General features: G+C 66.9%; 24 protein-coding genes and 1 other RNA gene. 3 read left to right on the top strand and 22 right to left on the bottom strand.

Annotated elements, in window-relative coordinates; translation table 11 throughout:
• Positions 1–137: 137 nt before the first annotated feature.
• The 5 genes from ACFV3I_RS09255 to ssrA all read right to left on the bottom strand — a co-directional run bounded on the left by ACFV3I_RS09255 (position 138) and on the right by ssrA (position 6043).
• Positions 138–563, bottom strand: a complete 426-nt coding sequence (locus ACFV3I_RS09255) for a hypothetical protein (protein WP_136046170.1) — start codon at positions 561–563, stop codon at positions 138–140.
• Positions 560–2317, bottom strand: coding sequence for a hypothetical protein (locus ACFV3I_RS09250; protein ID WP_168387318.1), 1758 nt, complete (start codon positions 2315–2317; stop codon positions 560–562). The genes ACFV3I_RS09255 and ACFV3I_RS09250 overlap by 4 nt, the downstream gene beginning before the upstream one ends.
• Before the next feature lie 271 nt (positions 2318–2588).
• Positions 2589–4163 carry a hypothetical protein gene (locus ACFV3I_RS09245; protein ID WP_136046168.1) on the bottom strand — a complete coding sequence of 525 codons (1575 nt, stop codon included), beginning with the start codon at positions 4161–4163 and terminating at the stop codon, positions 2589–2591.
• Between the two features lies 1 nt (position 4164).
• Positions 4165–5562: a tyrosine-type recombinase/integrase gene (locus tag ACFV3I_RS09240; RefSeq protein WP_168387317.1), complete on the bottom strand. Its 1398-nt coding sequence runs from the start codon at positions 5560–5562 to the stop codon at positions 4165–4167.
• Positions 5563–5673: 111 nt separating this feature from the next.
• Positions 5674–6043: a transfer-messenger RNA gene (ssrA, locus tag ACFV3I_RS09235) on the bottom strand.
• A gap of 142 nt (positions 6044–6185) precedes the next feature.
• On the opposite strand from ssrA, the gene ACFV3I_RS09230 reads away from it, so the two are divergent.
• Positions 6186–6851, top strand: a complete 666-nt coding sequence (locus ACFV3I_RS09230) for an SIMPL domain-containing protein (RefSeq protein WP_247638693.1) — start codon at positions 6186–6188, stop codon at positions 6849–6851.
• Between the two features lie 9 nt (positions 6852–6860).
• On the opposite strand, the gene hflX is transcribed toward ACFV3I_RS09230, so the two are convergent.
• On the bottom strand, positions 6861–8372 hold the full coding sequence (gene hflX / locus ACFV3I_RS09225) for a GTPase HflX (RefSeq protein ID WP_136034992.1): 1512 nt from the start codon (positions 8370–8372) through the stop codon (positions 6861–6863).
• Between the two features lie 66 nt (positions 8373–8438).
• Here hflX and ACFV3I_RS09220 point away from each other — a divergent pair, with 66 nt between their 5' ends.
• Complete coding sequence (locus ACFV3I_RS09220; RefSeq protein WP_136034994.1) at positions 8439–9080, top strand: class I SAM-dependent methyltransferase; 642 nt, start codon at positions 8439–8441, stop codon at positions 9078–9080.
• An 8-nt stretch (positions 9081–9088) separates the two neighbouring features.
• Here ACFV3I_RS09220 and dapF read toward each other — a convergent pair whose 3' ends face one another.
• The 13 genes from dapF to dapA form a co-directional block, all read right to left on the bottom strand.
• Positions 9089–9961 (bottom strand): diaminopimelate epimerase, encoded by an 873-nt coding sequence (gene dapF / locus ACFV3I_RS09215; protein ID WP_378803639.1) that lies wholly within the window; start codon positions 9959–9961, stop codon positions 9089–9091.
• A 9-nt stretch (positions 9962–9970) separates the two neighbouring features.
• On the bottom strand, positions 9971–10519 hold the full coding sequence (locus tag ACFV3I_RS09210) for a dihydrofolate reductase family protein (RefSeq protein WP_378822737.1): 549 nt from the start codon (positions 10517–10519) through the stop codon (positions 9971–9973).
• 32 nt (positions 10520–10551) lie between these two features.
• Positions 10552–11463 (bottom strand): tRNA (adenosine(37)-N6)-dimethylallyltransferase MiaA, encoded by a 912-nt coding sequence (gene miaA, locus ACFV3I_RS09205; protein ID WP_136035000.1) that lies wholly within the window; start codon positions 11461–11463, stop codon positions 10552–10554.
• A complete protein-coding gene (gene miaB, locus ACFV3I_RS09200) occupies positions 11460–13004 on the bottom strand; it encodes a tRNA (N6-isopentenyl adenosine(37)-C2)-methylthiotransferase MiaB (RefSeq protein WP_136035003.1) in 1545 nt (514 codons plus the stop codon). The genes miaA and miaB overlap by 4 nt, the downstream gene beginning before the upstream one ends.
• A 47-nt stretch (positions 13005–13051) precedes the next feature.
• Positions 13052–13792, bottom strand: a complete 741-nt coding sequence (locus tag ACFV3I_RS09195; protein ID WP_240745394.1) for a regulatory protein RecX — start codon at positions 13790–13792, stop codon at positions 13052–13054.
• A 113-nt stretch (positions 13793–13905) separates the two neighbouring features.
• On the bottom strand, positions 13906–14952 hold the full coding sequence (gene recA / locus ACFV3I_RS09190) for a recombinase RecA (protein ID WP_136035007.1): 1047 nt from the start codon (positions 14950–14952) through the stop codon (positions 13906–13908).
• 271 nt (positions 14953–15223) lie between these two features.
• Positions 15224–15448 (bottom strand): DUF3046 domain-containing protein, encoded by a 225-nt coding sequence (locus ACFV3I_RS09185; protein WP_136035009.1) that lies wholly within the window; start codon positions 15446–15448, stop codon positions 15224–15226.
• Positions 15449–15466: 18 nt separating this feature from the next.
• Entirely contained in the window at positions 15467–15775 is a 309-nt protein-coding gene (locus ACFV3I_RS09180) for a helix-turn-helix domain-containing protein (protein WP_136035011.1), read from the bottom strand.
• A 120-nt stretch (positions 15776–15895) separates the two neighbouring features.
• Complete coding sequence (locus ACFV3I_RS09175) at positions 15896–16405, bottom strand: CinA family protein (protein WP_378822736.1); 510 nt, start codon at positions 16403–16405, stop codon at positions 15896–15898.
• Positions 16402–16977: a CDP-diacylglycerol--glycerol-3-phosphate 3-phosphatidyltransferase gene (gene pgsA / locus ACFV3I_RS09170; RefSeq protein WP_247638688.1), complete on the bottom strand. Its 576-nt coding sequence runs from the start codon at positions 16975–16977 to the stop codon at positions 16402–16404. The genes ACFV3I_RS09175 and pgsA overlap by 4 nt, the downstream gene beginning before the upstream one ends.
• Positions 16977–19685: a DNA translocase FtsK gene (locus ACFV3I_RS09165; RefSeq protein ID WP_247638687.1), complete on the bottom strand. Its 2709-nt coding sequence runs from the start codon at positions 19683–19685 to the stop codon at positions 16977–16979. The genes pgsA and ACFV3I_RS09165 overlap by 1 nt, the downstream gene beginning before the upstream one ends.
• A 67-nt stretch (positions 19686–19752) precedes the next feature.
• A complete protein-coding gene (locus ACFV3I_RS09160; protein ID WP_378822734.1) occupies positions 19753–21429 on the bottom strand; it encodes a ribonuclease J in 1677 nt (558 codons plus the stop codon).
• A gap of 53 nt (positions 21430–21482) precedes the next feature.
• Positions 21483–22460 carry a 4-hydroxy-tetrahydrodipicolinate synthase gene (gene dapA / locus ACFV3I_RS09155; RefSeq protein WP_136035020.1) on the bottom strand — a complete coding sequence of 326 codons (978 nt, stop codon included), beginning with the start codon at positions 22458–22460 and terminating at the stop codon, positions 21483–21485.
• A gap of 59 nt (positions 22461–22519) precedes the next feature.
• On the opposite strand from dapA, the gene ACFV3I_RS09150 reads away from it, so the two are divergent.
• Positions 22520–23059: an NUDIX domain-containing protein gene (locus ACFV3I_RS09150; protein ID WP_247638685.1), complete on the top strand. Its 540-nt coding sequence runs from the start codon at positions 22520–22522 to the stop codon at positions 23057–23059.
• Between the two features lie 5 nt (positions 23060–23064).
• Here the strand turns inward: ACFV3I_RS09150 and ACFV3I_RS09145 are convergent, their stop codons facing one another.
• The 3 genes from ACFV3I_RS09145 to ACFV3I_RS09135 are packed head-to-tail and all read right to left on the bottom strand — an operon-like array spanning position 23065 to position 25108.
• Entirely contained in the window at positions 23065–23826 is a 762-nt protein-coding gene (locus tag ACFV3I_RS09145; RefSeq protein ID WP_136035024.1) for an SDR family oxidoreductase, read from the bottom strand.
• Positions 23826–24302 (bottom strand): dihydrofolate reductase, encoded by a 477-nt coding sequence (locus ACFV3I_RS09140; protein WP_136036717.1) that lies wholly within the window; start codon positions 24300–24302, stop codon positions 23826–23828. Before ACFV3I_RS09140 ends, ACFV3I_RS09145 begins: the two co-directional genes overlap by 1 nt.
• Positions 24299–25108 carry a thymidylate synthase gene (locus tag ACFV3I_RS09135; RefSeq protein ID WP_136035028.1) on the bottom strand — a complete coding sequence of 270 codons (810 nt, stop codon included), beginning with the start codon at positions 25106–25108 and terminating at the stop codon, positions 24299–24301. The genes ACFV3I_RS09140 and ACFV3I_RS09135 overlap by 4 nt, the downstream gene beginning before the upstream one ends.
• Positions 25109–25190: the final 82 nt, after the last annotated feature.

The following is a 25190-nucleotide window of genomic DNA, read 5'->3' as shown; positions in this document are numbered from 1 at the left end:
GCGCTGCGCCGTCACGGTTCGACGGCAACTGATAAGGACACTCACTTGCACCTCAGCACGCCATGAGAGAAGCGAAGCCTGCGGGGAGAACAACATATGACGCGGGGGTCCCATGCGGTGCGGTCAAATGCGCCCTTTCAGCGCCCGTCGGCCTTGCGCACACCCCGGTTGATGGGAACAACCGTCGGGTCCGGCTCATCGGTAGATGTAGCGACGAAGTATGCATAGAGAGCCTGAAGATGGGCGTCACGTTCCGTCTCGAGTTCAAGGATGCGCTCTCGGGCGGCGTCGAGATCCTGTTTCTCTCGTCTCTCGGCCTGTTGCTTCGGCGAAAGTCCCCTGTTGACAGGGTTCAACTCGGCGAACCGCGCATTGATAGCGAAGGGTGTCTGTTCGCGCAGGTCTTGCGCAAAAGCGCGAGCGACGGTGGGGTGAGACAGCTTGGAGAGTCTCTCGATCTGCCTCTTGGTCCGCTGCATCTCGTCGTTACTTGCGATCTCGCTGATGGCATCCGCGATGCGGCGGAGCACGTCGTCGCTCACCGCACTGGCGTTGGACCTCATTCGATTTCCTCCTCCAGTACCTCGACCGGGCGAAGTGCCCGTATTTCTCTGACGATCTTCGCTCTTTCGCGCCGTAGGTTCGCTTCAAGCCCAGGGTGCAGGTTTGGTGCGTCCAATGCGTGGTCGTGGCGGACGAGCTGGGTCTCCCAGATCGGGAGGTGAGCACCGTGAAGCACTGCGTTGGGGCAATCGGTGGTGAAGCACACGTGGTCCGCGAGCTTCGGTCCGCCGGGTCCACAAGCGGCGGTCTTCTCTCGGTAGGCGCAATCGTTGACAACCCCGAGCGTGTAGTTCTGGGCCACCCGAGCGATGATCTGGTCTGCTCGATGGGGATCGGCGATGACTTGCACTCGAATGTTCTCGAGATAGTCGCCGGATGGGCCGGCGATGGATTCGCCGGAGAAAAGAAGACGCTTGAGGTCTTTCCGAATGGCATGCGTTCGCTCGTCCGTGATGGTTTGCGTCGCCGCGTGGTTCTGGTCTCGGACGTATCCGCTGGTCGCGCGAAGTGAGGCCTTGCCCAACTGAATCCCCACGCCGATCTCCGCCCCGGGATAGGTGGCGGCGTAGACCGCGAGCGTCCGCCGCAAGGACGTAGCGTTGATAGCATCGCGTGGACGCAGAGTGATGGGCTTGAACCCAAGGTCCTCTCCTCGCCCGATACGCTCCCCCGGGGCAGCGTTGACGAAGGCGATGAGGCTCTTGAGATCGCGTGCAAAAGCGTACTCGCCTTCATTCCCGCCTTCCCCTGTCTTACCGCTGCGAGAGAACAGTCGTTCGGTGAAGCTGAGCTGCTCCAGGATGTTGACTGCGTTTTCAACTACGGACGGCACCCACCAGGAGCGGGTTTCCCCTCCTACGCCTTTGCTCTTGTACGTCATGGACTCCACGGAGGGAATGACAGCTGAAACGTCGAACGCGTCGCGACGAAGCGCTTGAAGTTCGCTGTCCCGCATACCGGACATGCTGGAGATCATGATGTAACACGCAGCTCGTAGCACTCCGGGGAGGTGTTCTGCCTCCGCCAGGCCTATCTCCCCTATCCAGGTGGCGCTAGTAGACATGAGACCGCCATACTCGGTTTTCCCCGCTGCGACGGCGTCATCTATGAGCTGGAGCGCCGCCGGCGTGAAGTGATGACTTGTGCGTTTGCGGATGTTCTCGCTGATGTCGAGCGTGCGCCAGATCTGTGAATAGTTGACATCGCCGCGCGCGAAGTGCTTGGAGCGACCGACGCCAGTGTGCAAGGGGATCAGGTAACCCTCGTCGAGGTGGCGCTGCAAAATATCAATCGCTCGTTGACGGGTAGCCCCGCGACTGAGGTCGTCGCTCGGTCGCGCTGCTCGGAACGCGTTCTGCATCTCGATGATGAGCGGAGAGAGGCGAGAGATGATGATGTCCGCGGCAACCATGAGGGGTTGCCATGCCTCCCATGGCAGCGGCGGGGTCTTGTTGCCCCCGCCGGTGGGCTCCTCCGCAACTTTCGCGGCGGTCTGCGCAGGCCAGGGCTGGAAAGGAAGCGGATGTTGGGCGAGTGGCGAGAGAATGCTTACCCTCTTCAGGAGCGAGACGAAGCCGCGCACTGACGAGGGACCGTGGGGTCTGCCATTTTCGCGATGCTCGCCCATTCGGAGGTCGCGTAGGAAGTCCTCGGCGAGCTCTGGTGTCCAGTCGCTGAACGTGTGTAGGCCTTTGCGTTCTCCCCATGCGGTGACCACGGCGAAATCGTCCAACGCCGTTAGAACCGCTGCCATTGTTCCCACCTTCTTACGGATCAGGACGCCAGCGAGCACCGCTGTGGGATGGTGAGGCCGCCCCTGCAGTAAAGCGTGAAGCTTGACGTCGTGACGATAGCCCTCCGGGACCCTCGTGAATCGCGCCCAGCGACTGGGATGCCCCAAGGGGCGGATGCCTTGGAAGTCCCACACGTCATCGCCGAACTGCGATCCCGCTGGTAGATCCTCGTGGACGAAGTCGTTCGGCGAGATAGGAGGGCGCCATCTGCCAGAAGTATGTGGAACTGGTTCACGCATCAGTTGGTCCTCTCATTTCATGGCGGAGACCAAGATCTACGAGAACCTCATCGGTATGCAGGCGTGCATCGTTCACCGCGTCGCGCGGGAACATCTGCAAGATCGTGGCTGTGGCTGCGTGTATGAACCCCCATACTTTCTGCCACGTGGTGGGGTTCACCGCCGCATCGGGCGCAGAAACGGCGTTGACGAGGACGACGGCCGGCAGGTGTTCGACGGTAATGATGGCATTCGGACAGGTGAAGCACGTTCCCATCCGCGACATCGGACATACCTCTCCTTGCGGTGCATGTGGAGAATCTTCCGGGTCTCGGCAGCCAGTGAGTGCACCTGCAACGCTCCCCCGCAGAGCGTTCTCGTCGACGTTTGCTACCTCGCCCGTGACTGGGTCGAGCTGCACGACTCCGTCGCCGGTATCAATCGTCGGCCCCAGTGCACGGTCGCGCAGCTCTGAGATGGATCTGACGAACCGTTCGCCTGCGTCCAGTCGGAGAGCTGGACTGTTGGTGTAGTGGTCGAAGAGCATCTCTTGGGTGTGCCGCCGCTGCGTGCGGAGGTGCCGAGATGGTTCCGCGATGATCTCGGCGGCGATAGCCGACTTGCGGAAGCGGCGGGTGTCGTGGGGAGTCGAAATGACTCCCGCTACGTGTCTAAAGAGCCAGCCCGACAAGCTCAAATCACCCCAAGGAGCGGGGATGATGTTTCCCCACTCGTCCTTCATGATCCAGAGAGCGTGCAGTTTCGCCGCGCGGCGAAGCGGAGCCCCCAATCGGATGAGCGCGTCGAGATAACGTAGCGTGGTGGGTTCTCTGTTGCGACGCCAAGTGACTTCTTCGACGATATGTGCCCTGTTCTTTCGGAGAACGACCGTATAGCTGTCAGCTAGACCTGCAACTGCTATCCGTTCGGTGTCCATGCCCACGCTTCGCGGGTCAGCGGAGCTTGCGGAGATATCGTCAAGGGTGATTCCTCGGATGACCTCGGGGGGTTCTCCCGTCGAGATGCATAGTGCAATCTGGAAGGCAATGAGAACGTCTGCGCTCGCGTTCGTCGTCCAAGAACCGTTTCGCCAGGTGATGTTTCGGACAGCCGCCTTGATCCGATTGAGTTCATCCTCGGAGAAATCAGGAAGCGGCTCACGCCGGATGTGGCGGAGCCGAGTCGGTTCGCGGACGCGGTCAAGTACCTCCGGATGGATAGTTCCCGGGAAACGATCCTCGATGTAGCGCAGGAAAGCGAACATGTTGACGGCATATCTGTACGTCGTATCTGTCTGCTTCATCGCCTGCTCACGAAGCAGAGAAGCTTCCCAAGAATTGAGGTGCCGCCTGCGGAGGTGTTTGAGCGAATCCGTGCGATTGTCGAACCCCACTTCCGACGACATGTGTTTACAGAAGCGCATGATCGCCGTTCGGATGGTCGAGACCGCGCTGGGGTTGATCACAGCGCTCTCCACCCATCTCGCAGCCAACTCCTGAGCAAGTTCGGGCGTCGGAAGACTTCCCGCATTGATGCGCGAGCGTTTGTAGCCGTACGGAGTCTGGTACTCCGCGATGTACTCAGCCACGTCAGAGGCCCCTGACAAGCTTGACGAGGCTCTCGCGGAGAGCATTCGGGACCTGGTCCGTATAGGTTTCGGCGTGATACAGATAGCGGTTTGTTGTGCTGAGGCTGGTGTGCCCGAGAAGTTCTTGAACAACGAGTAGCGGGCTTGCGAGCAACGCGTAAGGGTCGCCTTGAGTCTGCCTTCCCTCGCGCATCAGAGCTGCGAGGGTGCGGACCGCGAAGGTGTGTCGAAGGATGTGCGGGGCGACAGTTATGTGAGCGGGTGGCGCATGCTCGTGGGGGCCGAAGCTTGCGACGCGGTGGTTGGCGTCGGAGAAGAGACGGTTGAATCGGTCGATTGCCGGCGCTTGTCCGCCTTCGGCGAGAAAGAGTGCGAGTGGGTCGATGAGGCCGTCGTCGCGGATCCAGACAGCGGTGCGGCGCAGGGAATTGGGGAGGCGGTTGGGTCGGATGAGTCTCGCGCCGATGCGGAGCGCGGTTCCGTTGGTGGTGGGGACAAGTTCAGCGACAGTGAGGGTGCCGTTGCGGCGGCGGCTGCGGAGTGTGGGTTGGGCGCGTTCGACCATGTATTCGCGTTCGCCGCGGCGGTAGTGGTCGATGACGTCAGCGAGGTGATCGATGATGTGGACGTCGCGCGGCTTGCTGCCCTTGCCGATTCGCTCGAAGATGTGGCTTCCTCGCGGGAGGTTTGTGGGAATGTCGAGATCCAGGAGGTAGGTAGCCTCCTCACGGCGAAGACCCGTGCTGACGAGTGTGAGGCCAAAGGTGTAGTCACGTTCGGGGTACTCGGGTCGGTCGTCGGGAACGTCATCGCCGCGGAGCCCATGGTTGAGGAAGAAGGCGAGTTGCTCTTCGGTGAGGAATCGGATGCGCCGGGTTTCCTTCTCCGGGGATTTCAGGGTGTTGCGTTGGCGGGTGCCCCATCGCGGGACGGGGTCGGTCTGTAGCCATCCCTTGTCGCGGGCGTACGCGAAGAAGAGCCCGATGTCACTCACTTCGGTGTTCCAGGAGCTTCCCGCCAGTGTCTGGAGCCGACGTTCCTTGTACTGATTGAGATGTTCGGTGGTGGTGTCAACGAGATCAGCGTTCGGCGAGGTTTCCCGGATGAAGTTGAGGAGTCCGACGAGGGCGCCAGCATGGTTGTTGCGCAGGGTGCGCATGGGATATGCGCGCTGCCGGGCCGCGTCAAGGAGGTAGGCGTTCACACTTCGCAACGTATGAAAGTGTCCCGCGCTGTCGGTGAGGTACGGGGTGCCGTCGGGGATGCGCGCGTTGTCGAGGAGTCGCCTCAGTTCGGCGGCAGGTATCGTCCGGCCGTTCACTTGGATATCGAAAACGCGCGCGCGGTCGACCACCCTGACGAACAGGGCGGTCGACCGCGCGCGCGATGACTTTTCCACTGGTGACAGCGACCGTTCTCCGAGACGTTGAACTTGTCTCGGATGATACACATGGTGTCTTCGATACTGAACCCCCACCTGAAGTGTGGTGATACACATGTTTGACACCATTCGTGGAGCTGGGGGGAATCGAACCCCCGTCCAACGCTGAGTCTCCACGCCTTCTCCGGGCGCAGTCTGTGGAAGCGTTCTGCTCGGCTCCGACCTTTGTCACAGACACCTAAGTCGACGAGCCCAGCCTGGGAAGAGTCCCGCGTGACGTCCAGACGCCGTCACGCAGCAAGATTCCTAGATGACGCCAGGATCCGTATCGGAATCACATACGGTCTGACGGACTATCGGGCTCGCTTAGGCAGCGAGGGCGAAGTCGTTGCGCTTGGATTCGGCAACTATTGTTTTGCAGAGAGCGTTTACGAGATAACTCTGCATCCTCGGCCCGCTTCTCGTGGATTCACAGGCGCTGTCGAAACCGATCAGCCCCGTGGTCCTTCTCGCGAAGGAGCCGCTGTCACACTGTGGAATTACCAGGCCGGGCGACATGCACCCGAGCATCACAGGTTACAACGTTCGGAGGCCCTTCGCCATTCCGCCCCTGCCCCGACCGGCTCGCGTAGAGTCGGCGCATGAGCGAGGTCATCGTCACCGTCCGTGGTGAGCACGAAGTGCGGGTCCGCCCCGAGCGTGCCATCGTCCGTGTCTCCGTCCGTGCCGAGGGGCCGGAGCGCGGCCCCGTGGTCGACGAAGCCCTGCGTCTCTCCGAGCCCGTGCGCGAAGACCTCGCCGAGCGCACGAAGACCGGGTCAGCGCTCGACTGGAGCAGCGCGAACCTCAGCGTCCGGGCGGAGCGCCCGTGGAGCAGCGATGGCTCGCGCCTCGCGCCCGTCTACATGGCCGGCGTCGACTTCACCGCGACGTTCGCGGAGGACGGCGAGCTCTCCCTGTGGGTCACCGAGGTCTCAGCGCGGGAGGGAGTCGAGGTCGGTTGGGTGGACTGGCATCTCACCCCCGAGACCCGCACCCGTGTCGAACGCGAGGTCGCGGCCCGCGCCGTGGAGGCCGCCGTGCTGCGCGCCGAGGCGTACGCGGGTGCCGTCGGCCTCCATCAGGTCTCGCCCGTCGAACTGGCCGACGTCGGGCTGATCGCCCCCGGCCACCCCGGCCCCGGTACGCCCCTGATGAAGGCTCGCGGAGCGGTCGCGTTCGCCGCCGACGCCGCACCCTCCATGCAGTACGAGCCGGAGGAGATCGTCATCTCGGCAACCGTCGAGGCGCGTTTCCTCGCCCGCTGAGCGCGGAACTCACCCCTCCGCGACGAACGGCGCCAGCTCGGCCGCCAGACGCTCGGACACCCGGGCGTGCACGGCGCTTCCCTGCTCCTGATGCTCGACGGACAGCAGCATGCCCGTCTCGTGGATCGCGGCGACGAGGTCGCCCCGGTCGTACGGGACCACCGCACGAATCTCGACCGCGGGCTGGGGCAGTGCCGCCTCAATCGCGGACCGCAGCTCGTCGATGCCCTCCCCTGAGCGCGACGACACGAAGTGCGCGTGCGGCTCCAGGCCGCGCAGCACGAGACGCTCATCCTCGGGGATCAGGTCGGCCTTGTTGAAGACCACGATCTCCGGCAGGTCGCGCACCCCGACGTCGCCCATCACGTCGCGAACCGTCTGCAGCTGGCCGGCCGGGTCGGGGTGCGACCCGTCGACGACGTGCAACACGACATCGGCGTCGCCGACCTCTTCCAGCGTGGAGCGGAAAGCCTCGACCAGCTGGTGCGGCAGGTTCCGCACGAAGCCCACCGTGTCGGTGAGGGTGTAGACACGGCCGTCCTCGGTCGCCGATCGGCGCACGGTCGCGTCAAGGGTGGCGAAGAGGGCGTTCTCGACGAGCACGCCGGCGCTCGTCAGGGCGTTCAGAAGGCTGGACTTGCCGGCGTTGGTATAGCCCGCGATCGCGACGGAGGGAATCGTGTTGCGCTTGCGCTCGGCCCGCTTGGCCTCGCGAGCCGGCGCGAAGTCGCGGATCTGCTTGCGCAGCAGCGCCATCTTCGTGCGGATGCGACGACGATCCAGCTCGATCTTCGTCTCACCCGGGCCGCGCGATCCCATCCCCGCGCCGCCTGCGCCGACCTGCCCACCGGCCTGGCGGCTCATGGACTCACCCCATCCGCGCAGCCGCGGAAGGAGGTACTCGAGCTGTGCGAGCTCGACCTGGGCCTTGCCCTCGCGGCTCTTCGCGTGCTGGCTGAAGATGTCGAGGATCACGGTCGTGCGGTCGATCACCTTGACCTTGACGACGTCTTCGAGGGCGCGACGCTGGCTGGGCGCCAGTTCGGTATCCGCGATGACGGTGTCCGCCCCGACCGCGGCCACGATGTCCTTCAGCTCCTGCGCCTTGCCTCGTCCGAGGTAGGTCGCGGCGTCAGGGTGGGGCCTCCGCTGCAGCACGCCGTCCAGGACCACGGCACCCGCCGTCTCGGCCAGCGCGGCCAGCTCGCGCAGCGAGTTCTCCGCGTCTTCCTGCGCCCCCTGCGGGTACACGCCCACCAGCACGACGTTCTCGAGCCGTAGCTGTCGGTACTCGACCTCGGTGACGTCTTCCAGTTCGGTCGAGAGTCCGGCCACGCGACGCAGCGCATGCCGATCTTCGAGGTCCCACTGCTGACCGTCGGTCTGCGAGTGCGCGGCCGTGGCCTCGTCCTGCAGGGCCTGGGCGGCGCCGAAGACGCGGACCTCCGATCGCTTCTCCGCGTTCGAAAGCACTCGGTCGACCGTCTGGTCGTCGGTGGAGGGGATCTTCGTCTCCGTCATCCGTTCCTGTCTCTGGTTTCCTCGCGAGCCTTAACCTTAGCCCGCACCGTCCGGTACGCTCACCGTATGGGGTCCGACCACTACTTCACTGCGGCCCCGGCAAGCCCCGAGAACCTGCGCACGATCCGTGTATCCCTGGCAGGGCGCGAGCTGGAGATGACCACCGCCGGTGGGGTCTTCAGCCCGGATCGGCTCGATGCCGGAACCGCGGTCCTTCTCGCCAACACTCCGCCCGTTCCACCCGGCGGCCATCTTCTCGACCTCGGCAGCGGCTGGGGACCCATCGCCCTGTCGATGGCTCTGGCTTCACCGCACGCCACCGTCTGGGCGGTGGACGTGAATGAACGTGCGCTCGACCTCGTGCGTCGCAATGCTTCCGCGCTCGGCCTCACCAATGTCAACGCCGCGCTGCCCGGAGATGTTCCCGACGACGTGACCTTCCGCACCATCCGCTCCAACCCGCCGATCCGCGTGGGGAAGAACGAGCTCCACGGGCTTCTCGAACGGTGGATCCCCCGGCTCGACGAGCGCAGCGATGCCTGGCTCGTGGTGCAGCGCAATCTGGGTGCCGACTCCCTGCAGCGGTGGATCGCCAGCACGTTCCACCCCGGCTTCAGCGTCTTCCGCACCGCGACCGGCAAGGGCTACCGCATCCTGAAGGTGCGCAAGCACGGCACGCCACCGACGGAGCCGATCGCGCTGGTCTGATCCGCGCCTCAGAGCAGGTCGATCTCACCCTGGAAGACCAGCTGCGCAGGCCCGGAGAGCGCGACGTGCTCGCCGTCCTCCGCCGGGAACATCCGCACGGCCAGTGTGCCACCGGGCACCTCGACCTGCCAGTTGTTCGGCGCCTGCGCACCCGCCCAGTACCGCACGGCGAGGGCCGTCGCCGCGACACCGGTTCCGCAGCTGAGCGTCTCGCCGACGCCGCGCTCGGAGACCCGCATGCGCACATGGCCGATGCCGTCGCGGACCAGGGGTTCACCCGGGACGACGAACTCGACGTTGGCGCCCGCAGGAAGGGCGGGTTCGAGCTCGGGTGCACGCGTGAGCTCGAGCAGCGCGAGTTCGGCCTCGGATGCCAGCGCGACTACGACGTGCGGGTTGCCCAGATCGATGCCGAGGCCGGGGCGGGTCACGGTGAGCCCATCCGCACGGACGAGTGGGTCGTCGCCCGACAGGCGCCACGCCCCGAGGTCGACCTGGTAGCCGTTCGCGCTGCGGGTCACGTGGCGCACTCCGGCCCTGGTACCGATCGGCAGCGTCGCGCCCTGCTCGATACTCGCGAGACCGGAACGCACCAGATAGTGCACGAACACGCGGATCCCGTTGCCGCACATCTCCGCGACCGAGCCGTCGGCGTTGCGATAGTCCATGAACCACTCCGCGGCGGGCTCTTCCGCCAGCGCCGCAGCGCCCTCCGGAAGGGACGCAGAGCGGACGACCCGCAGGACCCCGTCTGCGCCGATGCCGAAGTGGCGGTCGCAGAGCACAGCCACCTGCTCCTGTGACAGAGGCAGCTGCCCATCGGGGTCGGCGATGATGATGAAGTCGTTGCCGGTGCCGTGCCCCTTGGTGAATGCGACCATGCTCCCAGTCTAGGGACGGTTCGTTCCCCCCTCGTCGCGGACGACGCGATAGCGCCCGCACAGGAAGCTGCGGTTGCGCGCGACCTCGAGCAACTCCAGATCGAGTCGACGAGGAAGAAGCGGTGCACCTGACCCGAGGGTGACCGGGGCGTATTGCACCCAGACCTCGTCGATAAGCCCGGCGTCGGCGAACTGCCCGGCGACGTCTCCCCCGCCGACGATCCAGACATCGCGACCTTCCGCCGCCGCCACCGCGCGGGCGTGCACCTCGCTCACGGCGTCGCTGGTGAGTTCGACGGCCGCCCCCGCGGGCAGCTCGAGGTCGCGGTGCGTGAGCACCCACGTCGGCTGGGTGTACCCCCACCGTCCCTCCTCGTGCCGCATCACCCACTCGTAGGTGGACGCCCCCATCACGAGGGCGCCGACATTCTTCTCGAACGACGGGTACGCCATCGGCCCCTCCAGATCGATGTCCAGGCTCAGCAGCCAGTCGAGTGAATGGTCGAGCGTGGCGATGAACCCATCGAGACTGGAGGCGGTGTAGAAGTGAGTGGCCATGCGCGCAGTCTTGCACCGGGCACCGACACTCGTCAGTCGGCGAGAAGCTGCTCCGCGGAGGTCGGCACGTCGTGCCACTCGAGCTGCGGGTAACGCTTGAACCACGACACCTGACGGCGGGCGTACCGGCGGGTGAGGGCCTGCGTCTCCGCGATCGCCTCCGCCTCCGTGAGCCGGCCGTCCAACTGTCCCAGCGCCTGGGCGTAGCCGATCGCGCGGGAAGCCGTGGTGCCGCTCTCCAGGCCACGCCCACGGAGACTCTCGGCCTCCGCCACCAGCCCCTGCGCCCACATGCGGTCGACCCGGTCGTTCAGCCGGCGCACGAGCGGCTCGCGGTCCAGGCGCAGGCCGATGATCCGCGTCTGCGGCATCCACAGCGTCGGCGCATCGGGAAGCGCTGCCCCGTGCGTAGCACTCCCCTGTTCCACCACTTCGAGCGCACGGATGACCCGTCGGCTGTTCCTGGGGTCCACGCGCTCCGCCGTGGTCGGATCGAGCAGCCGCAGTCGCTCGAGCAACGGCGTGATCCCCTCGGCCTCGAACTCGAGCTCCAGCCGCCTCCGCACCGCCGGGTCTCGCGGCGGGAAGTCGAAGTCGAAGATCACGCTGGAGACGTACAGACCCGAGCCGCCGACCAGGATGGCGTCTCCGCCGCGCTCCTGGATGTCGCGCACCGCGGCACGCGCCAGCGGCTGATACCAAGCGGCAGCAGCATCCTGCGTGACCTCTCGCACGTCGAGGAGATGATGGGGAATGCCACGACGGTCGGCGGTCGGCAACTTCGCCGTGCCGATGTCCATGCCGCGATACACCTGCATCGCGTCGGCGTTGATGATCTCGGCCGGGTTACCCTGACGCCGCAGCGCTTCGGCCAGGTCCAGGGCGAGGTCGCTCTTGCCCGTGCCCGTGGCACCGACGATCGCCCAGAGTCGCGGCGCGGTCACACGCCGACGCGCAGCGTCGGAAGCCCGAGCGACACGGCGCTCGACCCGCTCGCACTCGGTGACGGCACCGCGCACGACTCCGCCTGCGAGCGGTCCCAGGCATCTCCGCCCCGTGTCCGGCGGATGCGCAGAGGCGCGCCGGTGGGGTCATCGGCCAGCAGGTGGAACGGCGCGGCGTGCGTGACCGTCACCGTGACGACGTCACCCGGGCGCGGAAGCTCCGACCCCGGCGGGACCTCGAAGTGCACGAGACGGTTGTCCTCGCCTCGGCCCGTCAGGCGGTGGGTCTCGGCGTCCTTCTTGCCCTCCCCGGTCGACACGAGCACCTCGATCTCGCGGCCGACCTGCTTCTGGTTCTCTTCCAGCGAGATGCGCTCCTGCAGTGCGATCAAGCGATCGTAGCGGGCCTGCACCACGGCCTTCGGAACCTGATCCGCCATCGTCGCCGCCGGTGTGCCCTCCCGGATCGAGTACTGGAACGTGAAGGCTCCGGAGAAGCGTGCCTGCTCGACCACCCGCATCGTGTCTTCGAAGTCCTCCTCGGTCTCACCCGGGAACCCGACGATGATGTCGGTCGTGATGGCCGCGTGCGGGATGCGTGCCCGCACCCGATCGAGGATGCCCAGGAAACGCTCGCTGCGGTACGAACGCCGCATGGCCTTGAGGATGCGGTCGCTGCCCGACTGGAGCGGCATGTGCAGCTGCGGCATGACGCTCGGTGTCTCGGCCATCGCGTCGATCACGTCGTCGGTGAAGGCGGCCGGATGCGGACTCGTGAATCGGATCCGCTCCAGGCCCTCGATCTGCCCGGCCGCGCGCAGCAGCTTGCCGAAGGCCTGGCGGTCTCCGAACTCCACACCATACGAGTTGACGTTCTGGCCGAGCAGGGTGACCTCGATCGCGCCGTCCTCGACCAGCAGCCGGATCTCGTTGAGGATGTCGCCCGGGCGGCGGTCCTTCTCCTTGCCACGAAGGCTCGGAACGATGCAGAACGTGCAGGTGTTGTTGCAGCCGACCGAGATCGACACCCAACCGCTGTGGGCGGAGTCGCGCTTGGTCGGAAGCGTGGACGGGAACACCTCGAGCGACTCGAGGATCTCCAGCTCCGCGTCTCCGTTGTGGCGGGCGCGCTCGAGGAGGCCGGGCAGGGAGCCCATGTTGTGCGTTCCGAAGACGACATCGACCCACGGCGCCTTGTCGAGCACCGCCTGCTTGTCCATCTGTGCGAGACAGCCACCGACGGCGATCTGCATGCCCGCCTTCCGACGCTTCACCGCGGCGAGGTGTCCGAGAGTGCCGTACAACTTGCCCGCCGCATTGTCGCGCACGGCGCACGTGTTGATGATGACGACGTCGGCTTCACTGCCCGCGGGCGCAGGGACGTAGCCCGCGCTCTCGAGCGAACCGGACAGCCGCTCGGAGTCGTGCACGTTCATCTGGCACCCGAAGGTACGCACCTCATACGATCGCTGTCGCCCGTCGTCGTCGACGGCCGCCGATGAGGCGCTGATGATCGTCGGTTCACTGCGGGGGATAGTCATGATCTGTCCATTGTACGAGCCCCGTCACCGCGCTCAGGGCGGCACCCTCAGTCGGAATCCACGAAGCGCACGCCGGACCCGGAACCACCGGACGACGCCTCGCGCAGCGCCGTCTTGGCGGCGGTCATCGCGACCGATCCGGCATAACCACGCCGCGCCAGCTGACCCGTGAGGCGACGAAGCGCCGTGTCGGCGTCGAGTCGGCTGAGAGACCGCGCCTTGGTGCGAGCGAACTCCAGCGCCCGCTCCGCATCGTCGTCAGGGAGTTCCTCCAGCGCCGCATGGATCACCTCTCGCGGGATCCCGCGCTGGGCGAGCGCACGGGACAGCGCGACACGCCCCTGCCCCTTTCGTTCGGCGCCCGAGGTCACGAGCATCTCGGCGAGCACCGCGTCGTCGAGGTAACCGCGACGGCAGAAATCCTCGATCAGGTCGTCGACGTCGTTCGCCTCCACCCCGTGGCCTCTCAAGACCAGGCGCGCTTCGGAGACGGACAACGAGCGGGTGCGAAGCTTGCGGAGCAGAGATTCTTCGGCCGCGACACGGACCTCCTCCGTGGTGGGACCGTCCTCGTCTCCCCGCTCGGCATCCGCCCCGCCGAGCGTCCCCTCGTCGATCGCGCGCAGCCGAGGGACCGGGGTGCCCGCTGTCGATCGCCCGCGTCGACCGCGTGCGGGATGCCGTTCGCTCGGCGTGCCCGCGTCGGGTTCCTGCGGGAAGTCGGACGGCGCCTGATGCCAGGTCGAGCGCCACGACGCGGCGCCGTCAGTCGATGCCGGCGCGTCCACCCCCGAATGATCGGGCGGGGTAGGCCGTCGTGAGGGCTGCCGAGACGGCGCCCCTCCGAAGAGAGGGATGATGGGGGCGATCCGTTCCGGATCGCCCCCACGCTGCTCGTTCATCAGGCCGGGCGACGCTCAGCGAGCTCGTCCGCAGACGCGGGCGCGGGCTGCGCACCGATGCCGAGCTTCTGCTTGATCTGCGTCTCGATGGCGAGGGCGATGTCGGGGTTGTTGAGAAGGAACGTGCGCGCGTTCTCCTTGCCCTGCCCCAGCTGGTCGCCGTCGTAGGTGTACCACGAGCCAGACTTCTTGACGATCCCGTGCTCCACGCCGAAATCGATCAGGCTGCCCTCGCGAGAGATCCCCACGCCGTAGAGGATGTCAAACTCCGCCTGCTTGAACGGCGGGGCCATCTTGTTCTTGACGATCTTGACCCGCGTACGGTTGCCGACGGCGTCGGTTCCGTCTTTGAGGGTCTCGATCCGTCGGATGTCCATGCGCACGGAGGCGTAGAACTTGAGCGCCTTTCCACCGGCGGTGGTCTCGGGCGATCCGAAGAAGACGCCGATCTTCTCGCGCAGCTGGTTGATGAAGATCATCGTGGTGTTGGTCTGGTTGAGCCCACCCGTCAGCTTGCGCAGCGCCTGCGACATGAGCCGGGCCTGCAAACCCACGTGGGAGTCGCCCATCTCACCCTCGATCTCGGCTCGCGGCACGAGGGCCGCGACCGAGTCGACGACGATGAGATCGATGGCACCGGACCGCACGAGCATGTCGGCGATCTCCAGCGCCTGCTCACCGGTGTCCGGCTGCGACACCAGCAGGGAATCGATGTCGACGCCCAGCTTCGCGGCGTAGTCGGGGTCGAGCGCGTGCTCCGCGTCGATGAACGCCGCGATACCACCCGCGCGCTGCGCATTGGCGATGGCGTGCAGGGTGAGTGTGGTCTTACCCGAGGACTCCGGGCCGTAGATCTCCACGATGCGGCCACGCGGCAGGCCTCCGACCCCGAGGGCGACGTCGAGGGCGATGGAGCCGGTGGGGATGACTGCCACGGGGGCGCGCTCATCGCTGCCCAGCCGCATGACCGAGCCCTTTCCGAACTGACGGTCGATCTGCGCGAGGGCGGTCTCGAGGGACTTCTCGCGGTCGGCGGGTGATGGCATGGTGTGCTCCTTCTGCGCGTGTGATGCCGCCTGTAGGCTGTCGCGGCTCTTCCGGCTGGAAGGAACTCTCCGACAAGGCGTGTGGCTTCTTCAGCCTGGTCCTCACGCTAGGACGAGCCACCGACATTGCATCGGCCCACCCGAGGTCTGTGATGATCCAGGCATCGAAACCACTTGTGCAGAAGACTACGCCCGGTTCGAACAGATTTTCGACAACAGCGCAACGCGGCGTGTCGGAGTTCCGCACAGCCCGGAGAACGAGAGCAGCAACTCAGCGGCTCCGCGGCTCCAGCCGTCCGACGCCGTGCCGCCGAGACAGCGGAACATCCATCTCCTCGCACAGGGCGAGCCAGATCTCCCGGGGCGGCACGCCGTCCGCCAGCGCTTCGCTCGCGGTACGGCCGTTGACCGCCGTCAGACTGAGGTCGTTCACCAGTGACGGCCCTCGCGCCTGGAACTCCGCGTCGACGGCGCGAAGGAATTCGCTACGTCGCATCGTCACCCGGCCGAGTGGTCAGTGCAGCGAGAGCTCGGGCTCGACCGAGGCGACCAGCTCGTCGGGAACGACGTCGGGGAAGACCTGGATGCCCTCGAGGACGGAGATGCGATCCCCGACCTCGCGCATGATGGTGGAGATGGGAACGTCGAGGGCCTCCGCGACCGAGGCGAGGATCTCGCTCGACGCCTCCTTCTGTCCGCGTTCGACCTCGCTGAGGTAGCCGAGCGCGACGGACGCCTTGCTTGCGACCTGCCGGAGGGTGCGCCCCTTCTGCAGGCGGAAGTCCCTCAGCACATCGCCGATTTCCTGTCGTACAAGAATCATCGGAACCTCCTCCCCATGTGTTCGATCGAGGTTCCCCTCGAAGAGACAGCCAGTCTAGCCCTCCTGGCCTGCACAGAATCTACCCTTGCACTCTGTGGTTTGAATGTGAGCACATGGGTATCAACCTTCGGCTGTCGGCTCGTATTCCCCGACCGCCTCAGCCAGCATTCGCACCAGCATCGCCACCGACTGCGCGCGCACCGCCGCTCGGTCGCCGTCGAAGACGAACGCCTCCGTGCGAGTGCCCTCCGGAGTGACGACGCCCAGATGGACGGTCCCGACCGGCTGACCGTCCGGCGACTGCGGCCCGGCGATCCCGGTGGTGGAGATACCGACGTCCGCCGACCGTCCGTCGACGGCGACGGCGTGGCGAACCCCCTCGGCCAGCTGCCGCGCCACCTCGGGATGGACGGGTCCCTTTGTCGCGAGCAGCTCGGCGTCTACCCCGAGCAGCGAATGCTTGACCGGCGTCGCATACGCGACCACGCCGCCGAGGAGAACGACGGAGGCTCCGGGAACGGCGACCAGCGCCGCGCAGACCGCGCCGCCGGTCAGCGACTCGGCGACCCCGAGCGTCCAGCCGCGCGCGCGCAGGGCGCCCACGACCATCTCAGGGGTGAACGACGTCATGACCGCTGTCGCGAACCGCGTACCTGCGCCACGATGTAGTCGATTCCGCTGACCACCGTGAGGACGAGCACGATCAGCATGAGCAGGAAGGTGATGGTCGTCCACGGACCGAGACCGATCCACACGTGAAGCGGCAACAACGCCCAGCCGAGGGCCACGCCCTGGAACGCGGTCTTGATCTTGCCCATCCAGGCGGCAGCGACGACATGCTCGCTCGCGACCACCAGACGATGGATCGTGATACCCCACTCGCGGACGAGGATCACGATCACGATCCACCAGTTGACCTCGCCCAGAATGGCCAGCCCGATGAAACCGGCCCCCGTGAGGAGCTTGTCGGCGATCGGATCCCACAGCTTCCCGAAGTCGCTCACAATGTCGTAGCGACGCGCGAGATACCCGTCGACCCAGTCGGTCGAGATGGCCACGATGAAGAGGATGCCGGCGATCCAACGCACCACCGGATCCGAGATTCCATAGGTGCCCCCGAGGAGCAGGAGAACGAAGAAGACCACCGCGAGCGGGATCCGCGCCACCGTGATCGCGTTGGGGAGCTGCCGGGGAATGGCCATCAGTCGCGTCCCGTCAGGCCCCAGGCGTCTTCATCGCCTTCCGCCTCCACGACCGGAAGCCCGTCGTACTGCCCCGCGATCGGGTCGCGCTCGGGCGACGGAGGTGCGGCGGCCGGTGCGCCGGCGCTCGGAGCGGACGCGGGCACGTCCTCGCCGCGAAGGCGAGCCATGACCTGCGGCAGCTGCTCCGGGGTGGCCAGCACGTCGCGGGCCTTCGACCCCTCCGACGGGCCGACGACCTCACGCGACTCGAGCAGATCCATGAGCCGGCCGGCCTTCGCGAACCCGACGCGGAGCTTGCGCTGCAGCATCGACGTGGATCCGAACTGCGACGAGATGATGAGCTCGGCCGCGGCGAGGAGGAGCTCGAGGTCGTCGCCGATGTCCTCGTCGACCTCTTTCTTCTTGCTCGGCTCCATCGCCTCCTGCACATCGGCGCGGTACTCCGGTCGAGCCTGACGCGTGACGTGCTTGACGACGGCGTCGATCTCCTTCTCGTCCACCCAGGCACCCTGCAGGCGGAAGGGCTTCGACGAGCCCATCGGCGAGAAGAGCGCGTCTCCCTGACCGATCAGCTTGTCGGCGCCGGGGCTGTCGAGGATCACGCGGCTGTCGGTGACGCTCGTGACCGCGAACGCGAGCCGGGACGGCACGTTGGCCTTGATGAGACCGGTGACGACGTCGACGCTCGGACGCTGCGTGGCGAGCACCAGGTGGATGCCGGACGCGCGAGCGAGCTGCGTGATGCGCACGATCGAGTCCTCGACGTCACGCGGGGCGACCATCATGAGGTCGGCGAGCTCGTCGACGACGACCAGCAGGTACGGGTAGGGCTTGAGAACCCGCTCGCTGCCGACCGGCACCTCGACCTCACCGGCGCGGACGGCACGGTTGAAGTCGTCGATGTGACGGAAGCCGAACGACGCGAGGTCGTCGTACCGCATGTCCATCTCCTTCACGACCCACTGCAGCGCCTCAGCCGCCTTCTTGGGGTTCGTGATGATGGGGGTGATGAGGTGCGGCACCCCGGCATAGCTCGTGAGCTCCACGCGCTTCGGGTCGATCAGCACCATGCGCACATCCGCCGGGCGAGCGCGCATCAGCAGACTCGTGATCATCGAGTTCACGAAGCTCGACTTACCCGAGCCGGTGGAGCCGGCGACGAGGAGGTGCGGCATCTTGGCGAGGTTCGCGACGACGAAGTTGCCGCCCACGTCCTTGCCGACGCCGATCGTGAGCGGGTGAGTGCTCTTCTGCGCTGCGGCGGAACGCAGCACGTCGCCGAGGGCCACCGTCTCCCGGTCGGTGTTCGGGATCTCGATGCCGATCGCGCTCTTGCCAGGGATCGGAGAGAGGATGCGGACGTCGTTCGAGGCGACGGCGTAGGCGAAGTTGTTGCTGAGCTGCAGGATCTTCTCGACCTTGACGCCGTGACCGACCTCGACCTCGTACTGCGTGACCGTCGGGCCGCGGGAGAAGCCGGTGACCTTCGCGTCGACCTTGAACTGGTCGAGGACGCTGGTGATCTGCTCGACGATGCGGTCGTTCGCGTCGGAACGCGCGACCGAGGGCGGCCCCTCGGAGAGCACGCCGGGCGACGGAAGGATGTACGGAGCGACCGGAGCCTGTGGCCCCCGCTCCCCCGGCCCTTCGGTACCGAAGCCGTCGAGCCCGGGGAGCTCGGGCATCTCGCCCGTGTCGGACTCGTCGTCGAGGAGGGCCGTGGTCTGCTGCTCAGCGAGGGAGTCGGCGATGGACCGGACGTCGGAGAGCACCTCGGTGGCTACCTCCGACGGATTGGCGACCGTGACCGCCTGGTCGTACGCGGGCGTCGGCTCGTTCGTGGTGAGCAGTGCCGTGATGTCGTCGGAACCGAGCGTTCCCTCGTCCGGATCCTCCTCGCGGCCCGTCTTGTTCCGGCGCCACCAGGGCAGCACGTCGGGATCGTCGACCTTGTCGGCCTCGTCGATCGCCGCCGCGTCCTTCGTCGGCTTCTCCGGGCGCTCCGCGTCGAACATCCACGCGTAGAGGTCGCCGAGACGCGAACCGATGCGGTTCGGCGGAGTCTTGGTCAGGATCAGGATGCTGAGGACGACCAGCAGCGACAGCAGCACGTAGGCGGGGATGTCGGTGAGGTAGGAGACCGGCTGTCCGAGGAGCCAGCCGAGGAGACCGCCCGATTCGCTCAGAGCCGGCATCCCCTGGTTCGGATGGGGCCGCGGTCCGGCCACATGGAAGATCGCCGACAGCGCCAGCACGAACAGGCCGAAGCCGATCCCGATGCGCCCGTTGTCGTGAACGGAGGAGGGGTGCCGGAAGAGCCAGCCGGCCAGGAGGAGCAACAGCACCGGCATGATGAACGCGACCCGGCCGACGAACAGACCGACCGAATAGGCGCTGATGTTCGCCGCGATCTCGTTGCCGATGAAGAACCACTCGTTGACGGCGCCCAGCACCGCCAGGATCACCAGGAAGAACGGGAAGCCGTCGCGACGGTCGTCCTTCTCGAGCGTCTCCGGCCCGAACGCACGGAAGAGCCCGCCGACCGCGTGCGCCAGGCCGTTCCAGGCGCGGACGGCGACCGGAGGCTTGTCCGCTTCGTCGACGTACTTCTTGGGTGCCGGCGCCGCCTTGGAAGCCGACTGCCGCTTGGGGCGCGACGACGCGGTCGTCGACGCGCGCTCGGTCTTCGTGGTGCTCCTGGCCATGCTCCCACGCTACGTCCAACAGCCGACATCTCCGCGCAATGACCCGGCTTTCCGCGGCTATCCGGGGTCAGGCCTCGATGACGAGGGGCACGATCATCGGACGGCGACGGAGCTTCTGGTTCACCCAGCGGCCGATCGTGCGGCGCACGACCTGGGAGAGGGCGTGCGTGTCGCGCACGCCGTTGCCCGAAGCCTCCTTGAGCGCGGCGACGATCTTCGGCGCGACGTCGTCGAAGACCGAGTCGTCCTCCGCCACGCCGCGGGCGTGGATCTCGGGGCCGGAGATGATGCGACCGGTCGCCGCGTCCACCACGACGATGACCGAGATGAACCCCTCCTCGCCCAGGATCCGCCGGTCCTTCAGATCCGCGTCGGTGATCTCGCCCACCGTGGAGCCGTCCACATACACGAACCCGAGATCGAGCTGTCCGCTCACGCGGGCCACGCCGTCCTTGAGGTCGATCACGGTGCCGTTGGAGGCGATGATCGTGTTCTCCTCCGGGATGCCCGTGTCCTGGGCGAGCTTGGCGTTGGCGATCAGGTGGCGGTACTCCCCGTGCACCGGGAGGACGTTCTTCGGCTTGAGGATGTTGTAGCAGTAGAGCAGCTCGCCCGCCGCCGCGTGGCCGGACACGTGCACCCGCGCGTTCGCCTTGTGGACCACGTTCGCGCCGAGCTTCGTGAGGCCGTCGATCACACGGTAGACCGCGTTCTCGTTGCCGGGGATGAGGCTCGAGGCGAGGATGACCGTGTCACCCTCGCTCACCTCGATCGCGTGGTCGAGGTTCGCCATGCGGCTGAGCACCGCCATCGGCTCGCCCTGCGACCCCGTCGACATGTAGACGATCTGCTCGTCGGGCAGGTCGCGGGCCTTCTTGAAGTCGATCAGCACGCCCGCGGGCACCTTGAGGTAGCCGAGCTGCTCGGCGATGGTCATGTTGCGCACCATGCTGCGACCGAGGAAGGCGACGCGCCGTCCGTGCGCGTGCGCGGCGTCGATCACCTGCTGCACGCGGTGCACGTGGCTGGAGAAGCTGGCGACGATGACGCGGCGCGGGGCCTTGCCGATGACCTGGTCGAGGACCGGCCCGATCGAGCGCTCGGTCGGGGTGAACCCGGGGACGTCGGCGTTCGTGGAGTCGACGAGGAAGAGGTCGACGCCCTCCTCCCCCAGCCGCGAGAACGCGCGCAGGTCGGTGATCCGGCCGTCCAGCGGCAGCTGATCCATCTTGAAGTCGCCCGTCGCGAGCACCATGCCCGCCGGCGTGCGGATCGCGACGGCGAGCGCGTCGGGGATGGAGTGGTTGACGGCCACGAACTCGAGGTCGAACGGCCCGACCCTCTCCTTCTGCCCCTCCTTGACGGTGAGGGTGAACGCCTTGATGCGGTGCTCCTTGAGCTTCGCCTCGACGAGCGCGAGCGTCAGGCCGGAGCCGATCAGGGGGATGTCGCTCTTCAGGCGCATCAGGTACGGCACGGCGCCGATGTGGTCCTCGTGCCCGTGCGTGAGCACCACGCCGACGATGTCGTCGAGACGGTCGCGGATGGGCTCGAAGTCGGGCAGGATCAGGTCGACGCCGGGCTGGTGCTCCTCGGGGAACAGCACGCCGCAATCGACGATCAGGATCTTGCCGTCGTACTCGAACACGGTCATGTTGCGGCCGACCTCGCCGAGGCCGCCGACCGGGATGACCCGCAGCGTTCCTTCGTCGAGAGCGGACGGTTCGGCCAGGGGAATGGACATGCTGTCTCCTCAGTCGGACACTTCGCGCGTCCGTTCGTTCATGGGGACGCGACTCAGCGAGTCGTGCCGTGCACCTTCGGCAGGGCGCCGCCCGCGGCCGCGTTGCGGTCGGGACGGAAGTTCGAGAAGTCCGCACCGGGAACCCCGGCGACCAGATCGAGCTCGTCCTCAATCAGCGCGGCCTCCCACTCCTCCGGGCCCACCAGCGGCAGTCGGACGCGCGGGCTCGAGATGCGACCGAGCCCGTGCAGGATGTACTTTGCCGCGACCGTGCCGGGGACGTGCGTCATGACGGCGCGCACCAGAGGCTCGAGGCGCTTGTGCTCGGCGGTGGCGGTGGCGAGGTCGCCCCGGTTCACCGCATCCACGATCGTGCGGTAGGGCGTGGCCGTGATGTTGGCCGTGACCCCGATGAGCCCTGTCGCACCGATCGCGAGATGCGGCAGGACGTTCGCGTCATCGCCCGAGAAGTACATCAGGTCGGTCTGGTTGAGCACGCGGCTCACCTCGGAGAAGTCTCCCTTGGCGTCCTTCACGGCGAGGATGTTCGGGTGCTTCGCAAGGCGGAGGATCGTCTCGTACTTGATCGGAACGCCCGTACGACCGGGGATGTCGTACAGGATGACCGGAAGGTCCGTGGCGTCCGCGACGAGGCGGAAGTGCGTCAGGATGCCGGCCTGCGTCGGCTTGTTGTAGTACGGCGTGACGATCATGATGCCGTCGGCACCGGCCTTCTCGCTGGCCTTGTAGAGCTCGATCGCGTGCGCGGTCTCGTTCGATCCACCGCCGGTGATGATCTTGGCGCGGCCGGCGGAGACCGACTTGCCGACCTCGACCAGCTTCAGCTTCTCGGGGTCCGTCAGGGTCGAGGTCTCGCCGGTCGTTCCCGTCACGACGATGCCGTCCGCTCCCGCGGTGATCACGTCATCGATGTGCTTCTCGACGGCGGGCCAGTCGACTTCGCCGTCGGCCGTCATCGGAGTGACGAGCGCGACGAGAACCTGTCCGAAAGGGTTGCCCGAGTGCGTCATGACACCAGCGTATCGGGTCACGTGGCGCGGCCGCGGACCGCGCCGCCTAGGCTCACGCCATGGGATGGATCACGCACGCGTCGCGCCTCGCCTACGAGAACTCCTGGATCCGCGTACGCGAGGACCAGGTCACCGGTCCGAGCGGCCGAGGGATCTACGGCGTCGTCGAGATGCAGCACCCCGCCGTGTTCGTGGTCGCGGTCGACGCCGACGACCGCGTCTGCCTCGTCACTCTTGACCGGTACACCGTGGGGCCGTCGCTCGAGATCCCCGCGGGGGGCACCGACGGCGAAGAACCGCTCGTGGCCGCCCGCCGCGAGTTCCTCGAGGAGACCGGTCACACGGCCGACGACTGGACCGAGCTCGGCACCATGAACGCCCTCAACGGGATCGCCGTCGCGACGGAGCACGTGTTTCTGGCACGCGCGATCCGTCGTGTGGACGAAGCGACCGGCACCCGGGCCGAGGAGGGCATCGGGTCGGTCTCGTGGGTGCCGTTCGCCGACGCCCTCGCGATGATCACGGATGGACGGATCACCGATGGAGAGACCATCGCCGCCCTCGCCCTGGCCGGCATCCGGCTCGGACGCTTCGGCTGAGACCCTCAGACGCGCCCGCGCCGCGCCACGGCGGAGGTCAGCGACTGCGGGAGCACGCGGGCGACCGCGACAACGACCTTGTAGCGGAGGGACGGGATCGACACGGGCTTCCCACGGGCGGCATCACGAAGACCGGTGCGCACCACCGACGGGGCGTCGAGCCACAGGAGACCCGGAACCCCCTCCTGCCCCACCGCGAGGCCCATGCGCTCGTGGAAGGACGTGTGCGTGAAGCCGGGGCAGAGCGCCGTGACCGTCACGCCGTCGCGCGCGTACTCCGCGTTCGCCCAGCGGCTGAAGCCGATCAGCCACGCCTTGCATGCCGAGTACGTCGACCGGGAGATGAACCCGGCGACCGACGCGACGTTGATGATGCGTCCTCCGCGGCCGCGCATGCTCTGGAGTGCGGCGTGCATGAGGCGCATCGATGCCTCCACGTGGACACGCAGGTGCCGCACCTCGTCGTCGATGTCGTTGTCCGCGAACTGCAACGGCAGTCCGAAGCCGGCGTTGTTCACGAGCAGATCGACCGGATCGGACGTGTCCCGCAGGCGCTCGGCGACGCGCGAGACGCCCTCCTCCTCCGACAGGTCGGCGACGAGCACCTCGACCGCGACGCCATACTCGCTGCGCAGCTCCGCCGCGAGGGCCTCGAGCGCGTCGGCCGAGCGGGCGACCAGGATGAGGTCTCCCCGACGTCGGGCGAGCTGACGCGCGAACTCCGCGCCGAGGCCGGCGCTGGCTCCCGTGATGAGTGCGGTGGGCATCAGCGCTCGTATCCCAGGAAGCGATACCGCACGCCCGTGCGCGAGGTCTGCCACTCCCCCTCGTCCACGAGCCGCCACCCCGTCGTCGGAGGCGCGAACGCGTCGCCGTCGACGTCGAGGTCGATCTCGGTGACCTCGAGCCTGTCGGCGTCGCCGATCACCTGGCGGAAGATCTCCGCCCCTCCGATGATCCACACCCTGTCGCGGCCGCGCACGGCCTCGGCCACGGTCGCGGCACGGGAGGCCCCGTCCGCCGCCCAGTCCTGCTGGCGCGTGACGACGAGGTTGTCGCGCCCGGGGAGCGGCCGGAACCGCTCGGGCAGCGAATCCCAGGTCTTGCGCCCCATGATGACCGGGGCTCCGTGCGTGATCTCCTTGAAGTGCGCGAGATCTTCGGGAACGTGCCACGGCATGCCGCCCTCGGCGCCGATCACCCCGCCGTGGGCCTGCGCCCAGATCAGCCCGACCCAGGTCATACCGCCACCGCCGCCCTGATCGGCGCGTGGTGCTGATAGTCCTCCACCACGAAGTCCTCGTAGCGGTAGTCGAAGATCGATTCCGGGGTGCGGGCGAAGCGCAGCGTCGGATACGGGAAGGGCTTCCTCGTCAGCTGCTCGCGCACCTGGTCGACGTGGTTGTCGTACACGTGGCAGTCGCCGCCCGTCCAGACGAAGTCGCCCGGTTCCAGCCCGACCTGCTGCGCGATCATCATCGTCAGCAGGGCATAGGACGCGATGTTGAAGGGCACGCCGAGGAACATGTCGGCGCTGCGCTGGTACAGCTGGCAGGAGAGCTTGCCGTCGGCCACGTAGAACTGGAACAGGGCGTGACACGGCGCGAGAGCCATGTCCGGGATGGCGGCGGGGTTCCACGCCGACACGATCAGGCGTCGCGAGTCCGGGGTGCGACGGATCTGCTCGATCACCTCGGACAGCTGGTCGATACTGCCCCCGTCCGGGGTGGGCCAGGAACGCCATTGCACGCCGTACACGGGTCCGAGGTCACCCTCCGCGTCCGCCCACTCGTCCCAGATCGTCACGCCGTTCTCCTGCAGCCAGCCGACGTTGGAGTCGCCGCGGAGGAACCAGAGCAGCTCGTAGGCGATCGATTTGAAGTGCACGCGCTTGGTCGTGATCAGCGGGAAGCCCTGGGAGAGGTCGAACCGGATCTGACGGCCGAAGACGCTGGTGGTCCCGGTGCCGGTGCGATCGCTCTTGTGCGTCCCCGTCTCGAGGACGTCACGGAGCAGGTCTTCGTACGGGGTCGGGACGGGGGCGCTCATGGGAGTCAGGATACCCGGCCCGCTCGCCCCGAGGGCGGATCTGCGCTGTGCCGCCGGGGCGTCATCCGCGGAAACATGCGGG

Source organism: Microbacterium sp. NPDC059771 (genome assembly GCF_042732495.1).
In the GTDB taxonomy this organism is placed as follows: Bacteria; Actinomycetota; Actinomycetes; order Actinomycetales; family Microbacteriaceae; genus Microbacterium; species Microbacterium sufflavum.
Note: the sequence above shows the minus strand (reverse complement) of the source record. Positions and strands in the feature narration are given on the sequence as shown.

Excerpts from the sequence above, each read along its gene's own strand:
- ACFV3I_RS09165 (WP_247638687.1), bottom strand. The coding sequence starts at position 19,685 with ATGGCCAGGAGCACCACGAAGACCGAGCGCGCGTCGACGACCGCGTCG.
- dapA (WP_136035020.1), bottom strand. The coding sequence starts at position 22,460 with ATGACGCACTCGGGCAACCCTTTCGGACAGGTTCTCGTCGCGCTCGTC.
- recA (WP_136035007.1), bottom strand. The coding sequence starts at position 14,952 with ATGCCATCACCCGCCGACCGCGAGAAGTCCCTCGAGACCGCCCTCGCG.
- ACFV3I_RS09185 (WP_136035009.1), bottom strand. The coding sequence starts at position 15,448 with ATGCGACGTAGCGAATTCCTTCGCGCCGTCGACGCGGAGTTCCAGGCG.
- pgsA (WP_247638688.1), bottom strand. The coding sequence starts at position 16,977 with ATGGCCATTCCCCGGCAGCTCCCCAACGCGATCACGGTGGCGCGGATC.
- ACFV3I_RS09140 (WP_136036717.1), bottom strand. The coding sequence starts at position 24,302 with ATGACCTGGGTCGGGCTGATCTGGGCGCAGGCCCACGGCGGGGTGATC.
- miaB (WP_136035003.1), bottom strand. The coding sequence starts at position 13,004 with ATGACTATCCCCCGCAGTGAACCGACGATCATCAGCGCCTCATCGGCG.
- ACFV3I_RS09180 (WP_136035011.1), bottom strand. The coding sequence starts at position 15,775 with ATGATTCTTGTACGACAGGAAATCGGCGATGTGCTGAGGGACTTCCGC.
- ACFV3I_RS09210 (WP_378822737.1), bottom strand. The coding sequence starts at position 10,519 with ATGGCCACTCACTTCTACACCGCCTCCAGTCTCGATGGGTTCATCGCC.
- ACFV3I_RS09230 (WP_247638693.1), top strand. The coding sequence starts at position 6,186 with ATGAGCGAGGTCATCGTCACCGTCCGTGGTGAGCACGAAGTGCGGGTC.
- ACFV3I_RS09220 (WP_136034994.1), top strand. The coding sequence starts at position 8,439 with ATGGGGTCCGACCACTACTTCACTGCGGCCCCGGCAAGCCCCGAGAAC.
- ACFV3I_RS09255 (WP_136046170.1), bottom strand. The coding sequence starts at position 563 with ATGAGGTCCAACGCCAGTGCGGTGAGCGACGACGTGCTCCGCCGCATC.
- ACFV3I_RS09145 (WP_136035024.1), bottom strand. The coding sequence starts at position 23,826 with ATGCCCACCGCACTCATCACGGGAGCCAGCGCCGGCCTCGGCGCGGAG.
- dapF (WP_378803639.1), bottom strand. The coding sequence starts at position 9,961 with ATGGTCGCATTCACCAAGGGGCACGGCACCGGCAACGACTTCATCATC.
- ACFV3I_RS09160 (WP_378822734.1), bottom strand. The coding sequence starts at position 21,429 with ATGTCCATTCCCCTGGCCGAACCGTCCGCTCTCGACGAAGGAACGCTG.
- ACFV3I_RS09135 (WP_136035028.1), bottom strand. The coding sequence starts at position 25,108 with ATGAGCGCCCCCGTCCCGACCCCGTACGAAGACCTGCTCCGTGACGTC.
- ACFV3I_RS09150 (WP_247638685.1), top strand. The coding sequence starts at position 22,520 with ATGGGATGGATCACGCACGCGTCGCGCCTCGCCTACGAGAACTCCTGG.
- hflX (WP_136034992.1), bottom strand. The coding sequence starts at position 8,372 with ATGACGGAGACGAAGATCCCCTCCACCGACGACCAGACGGTCGACCGA.
- ACFV3I_RS09175 (WP_378822736.1), bottom strand. The coding sequence starts at position 16,405 with ATGACGTCGTTCACCCCTGAGATGGTCGTGGGCGCCCTGCGCGCGCGC.
- ACFV3I_RS09250 (WP_168387318.1), bottom strand. The coding sequence starts at position 2,317 with ATGGCAGCGGTTCTAACGGCGTTGGACGATTTCGCCGTGGTCACCGCA.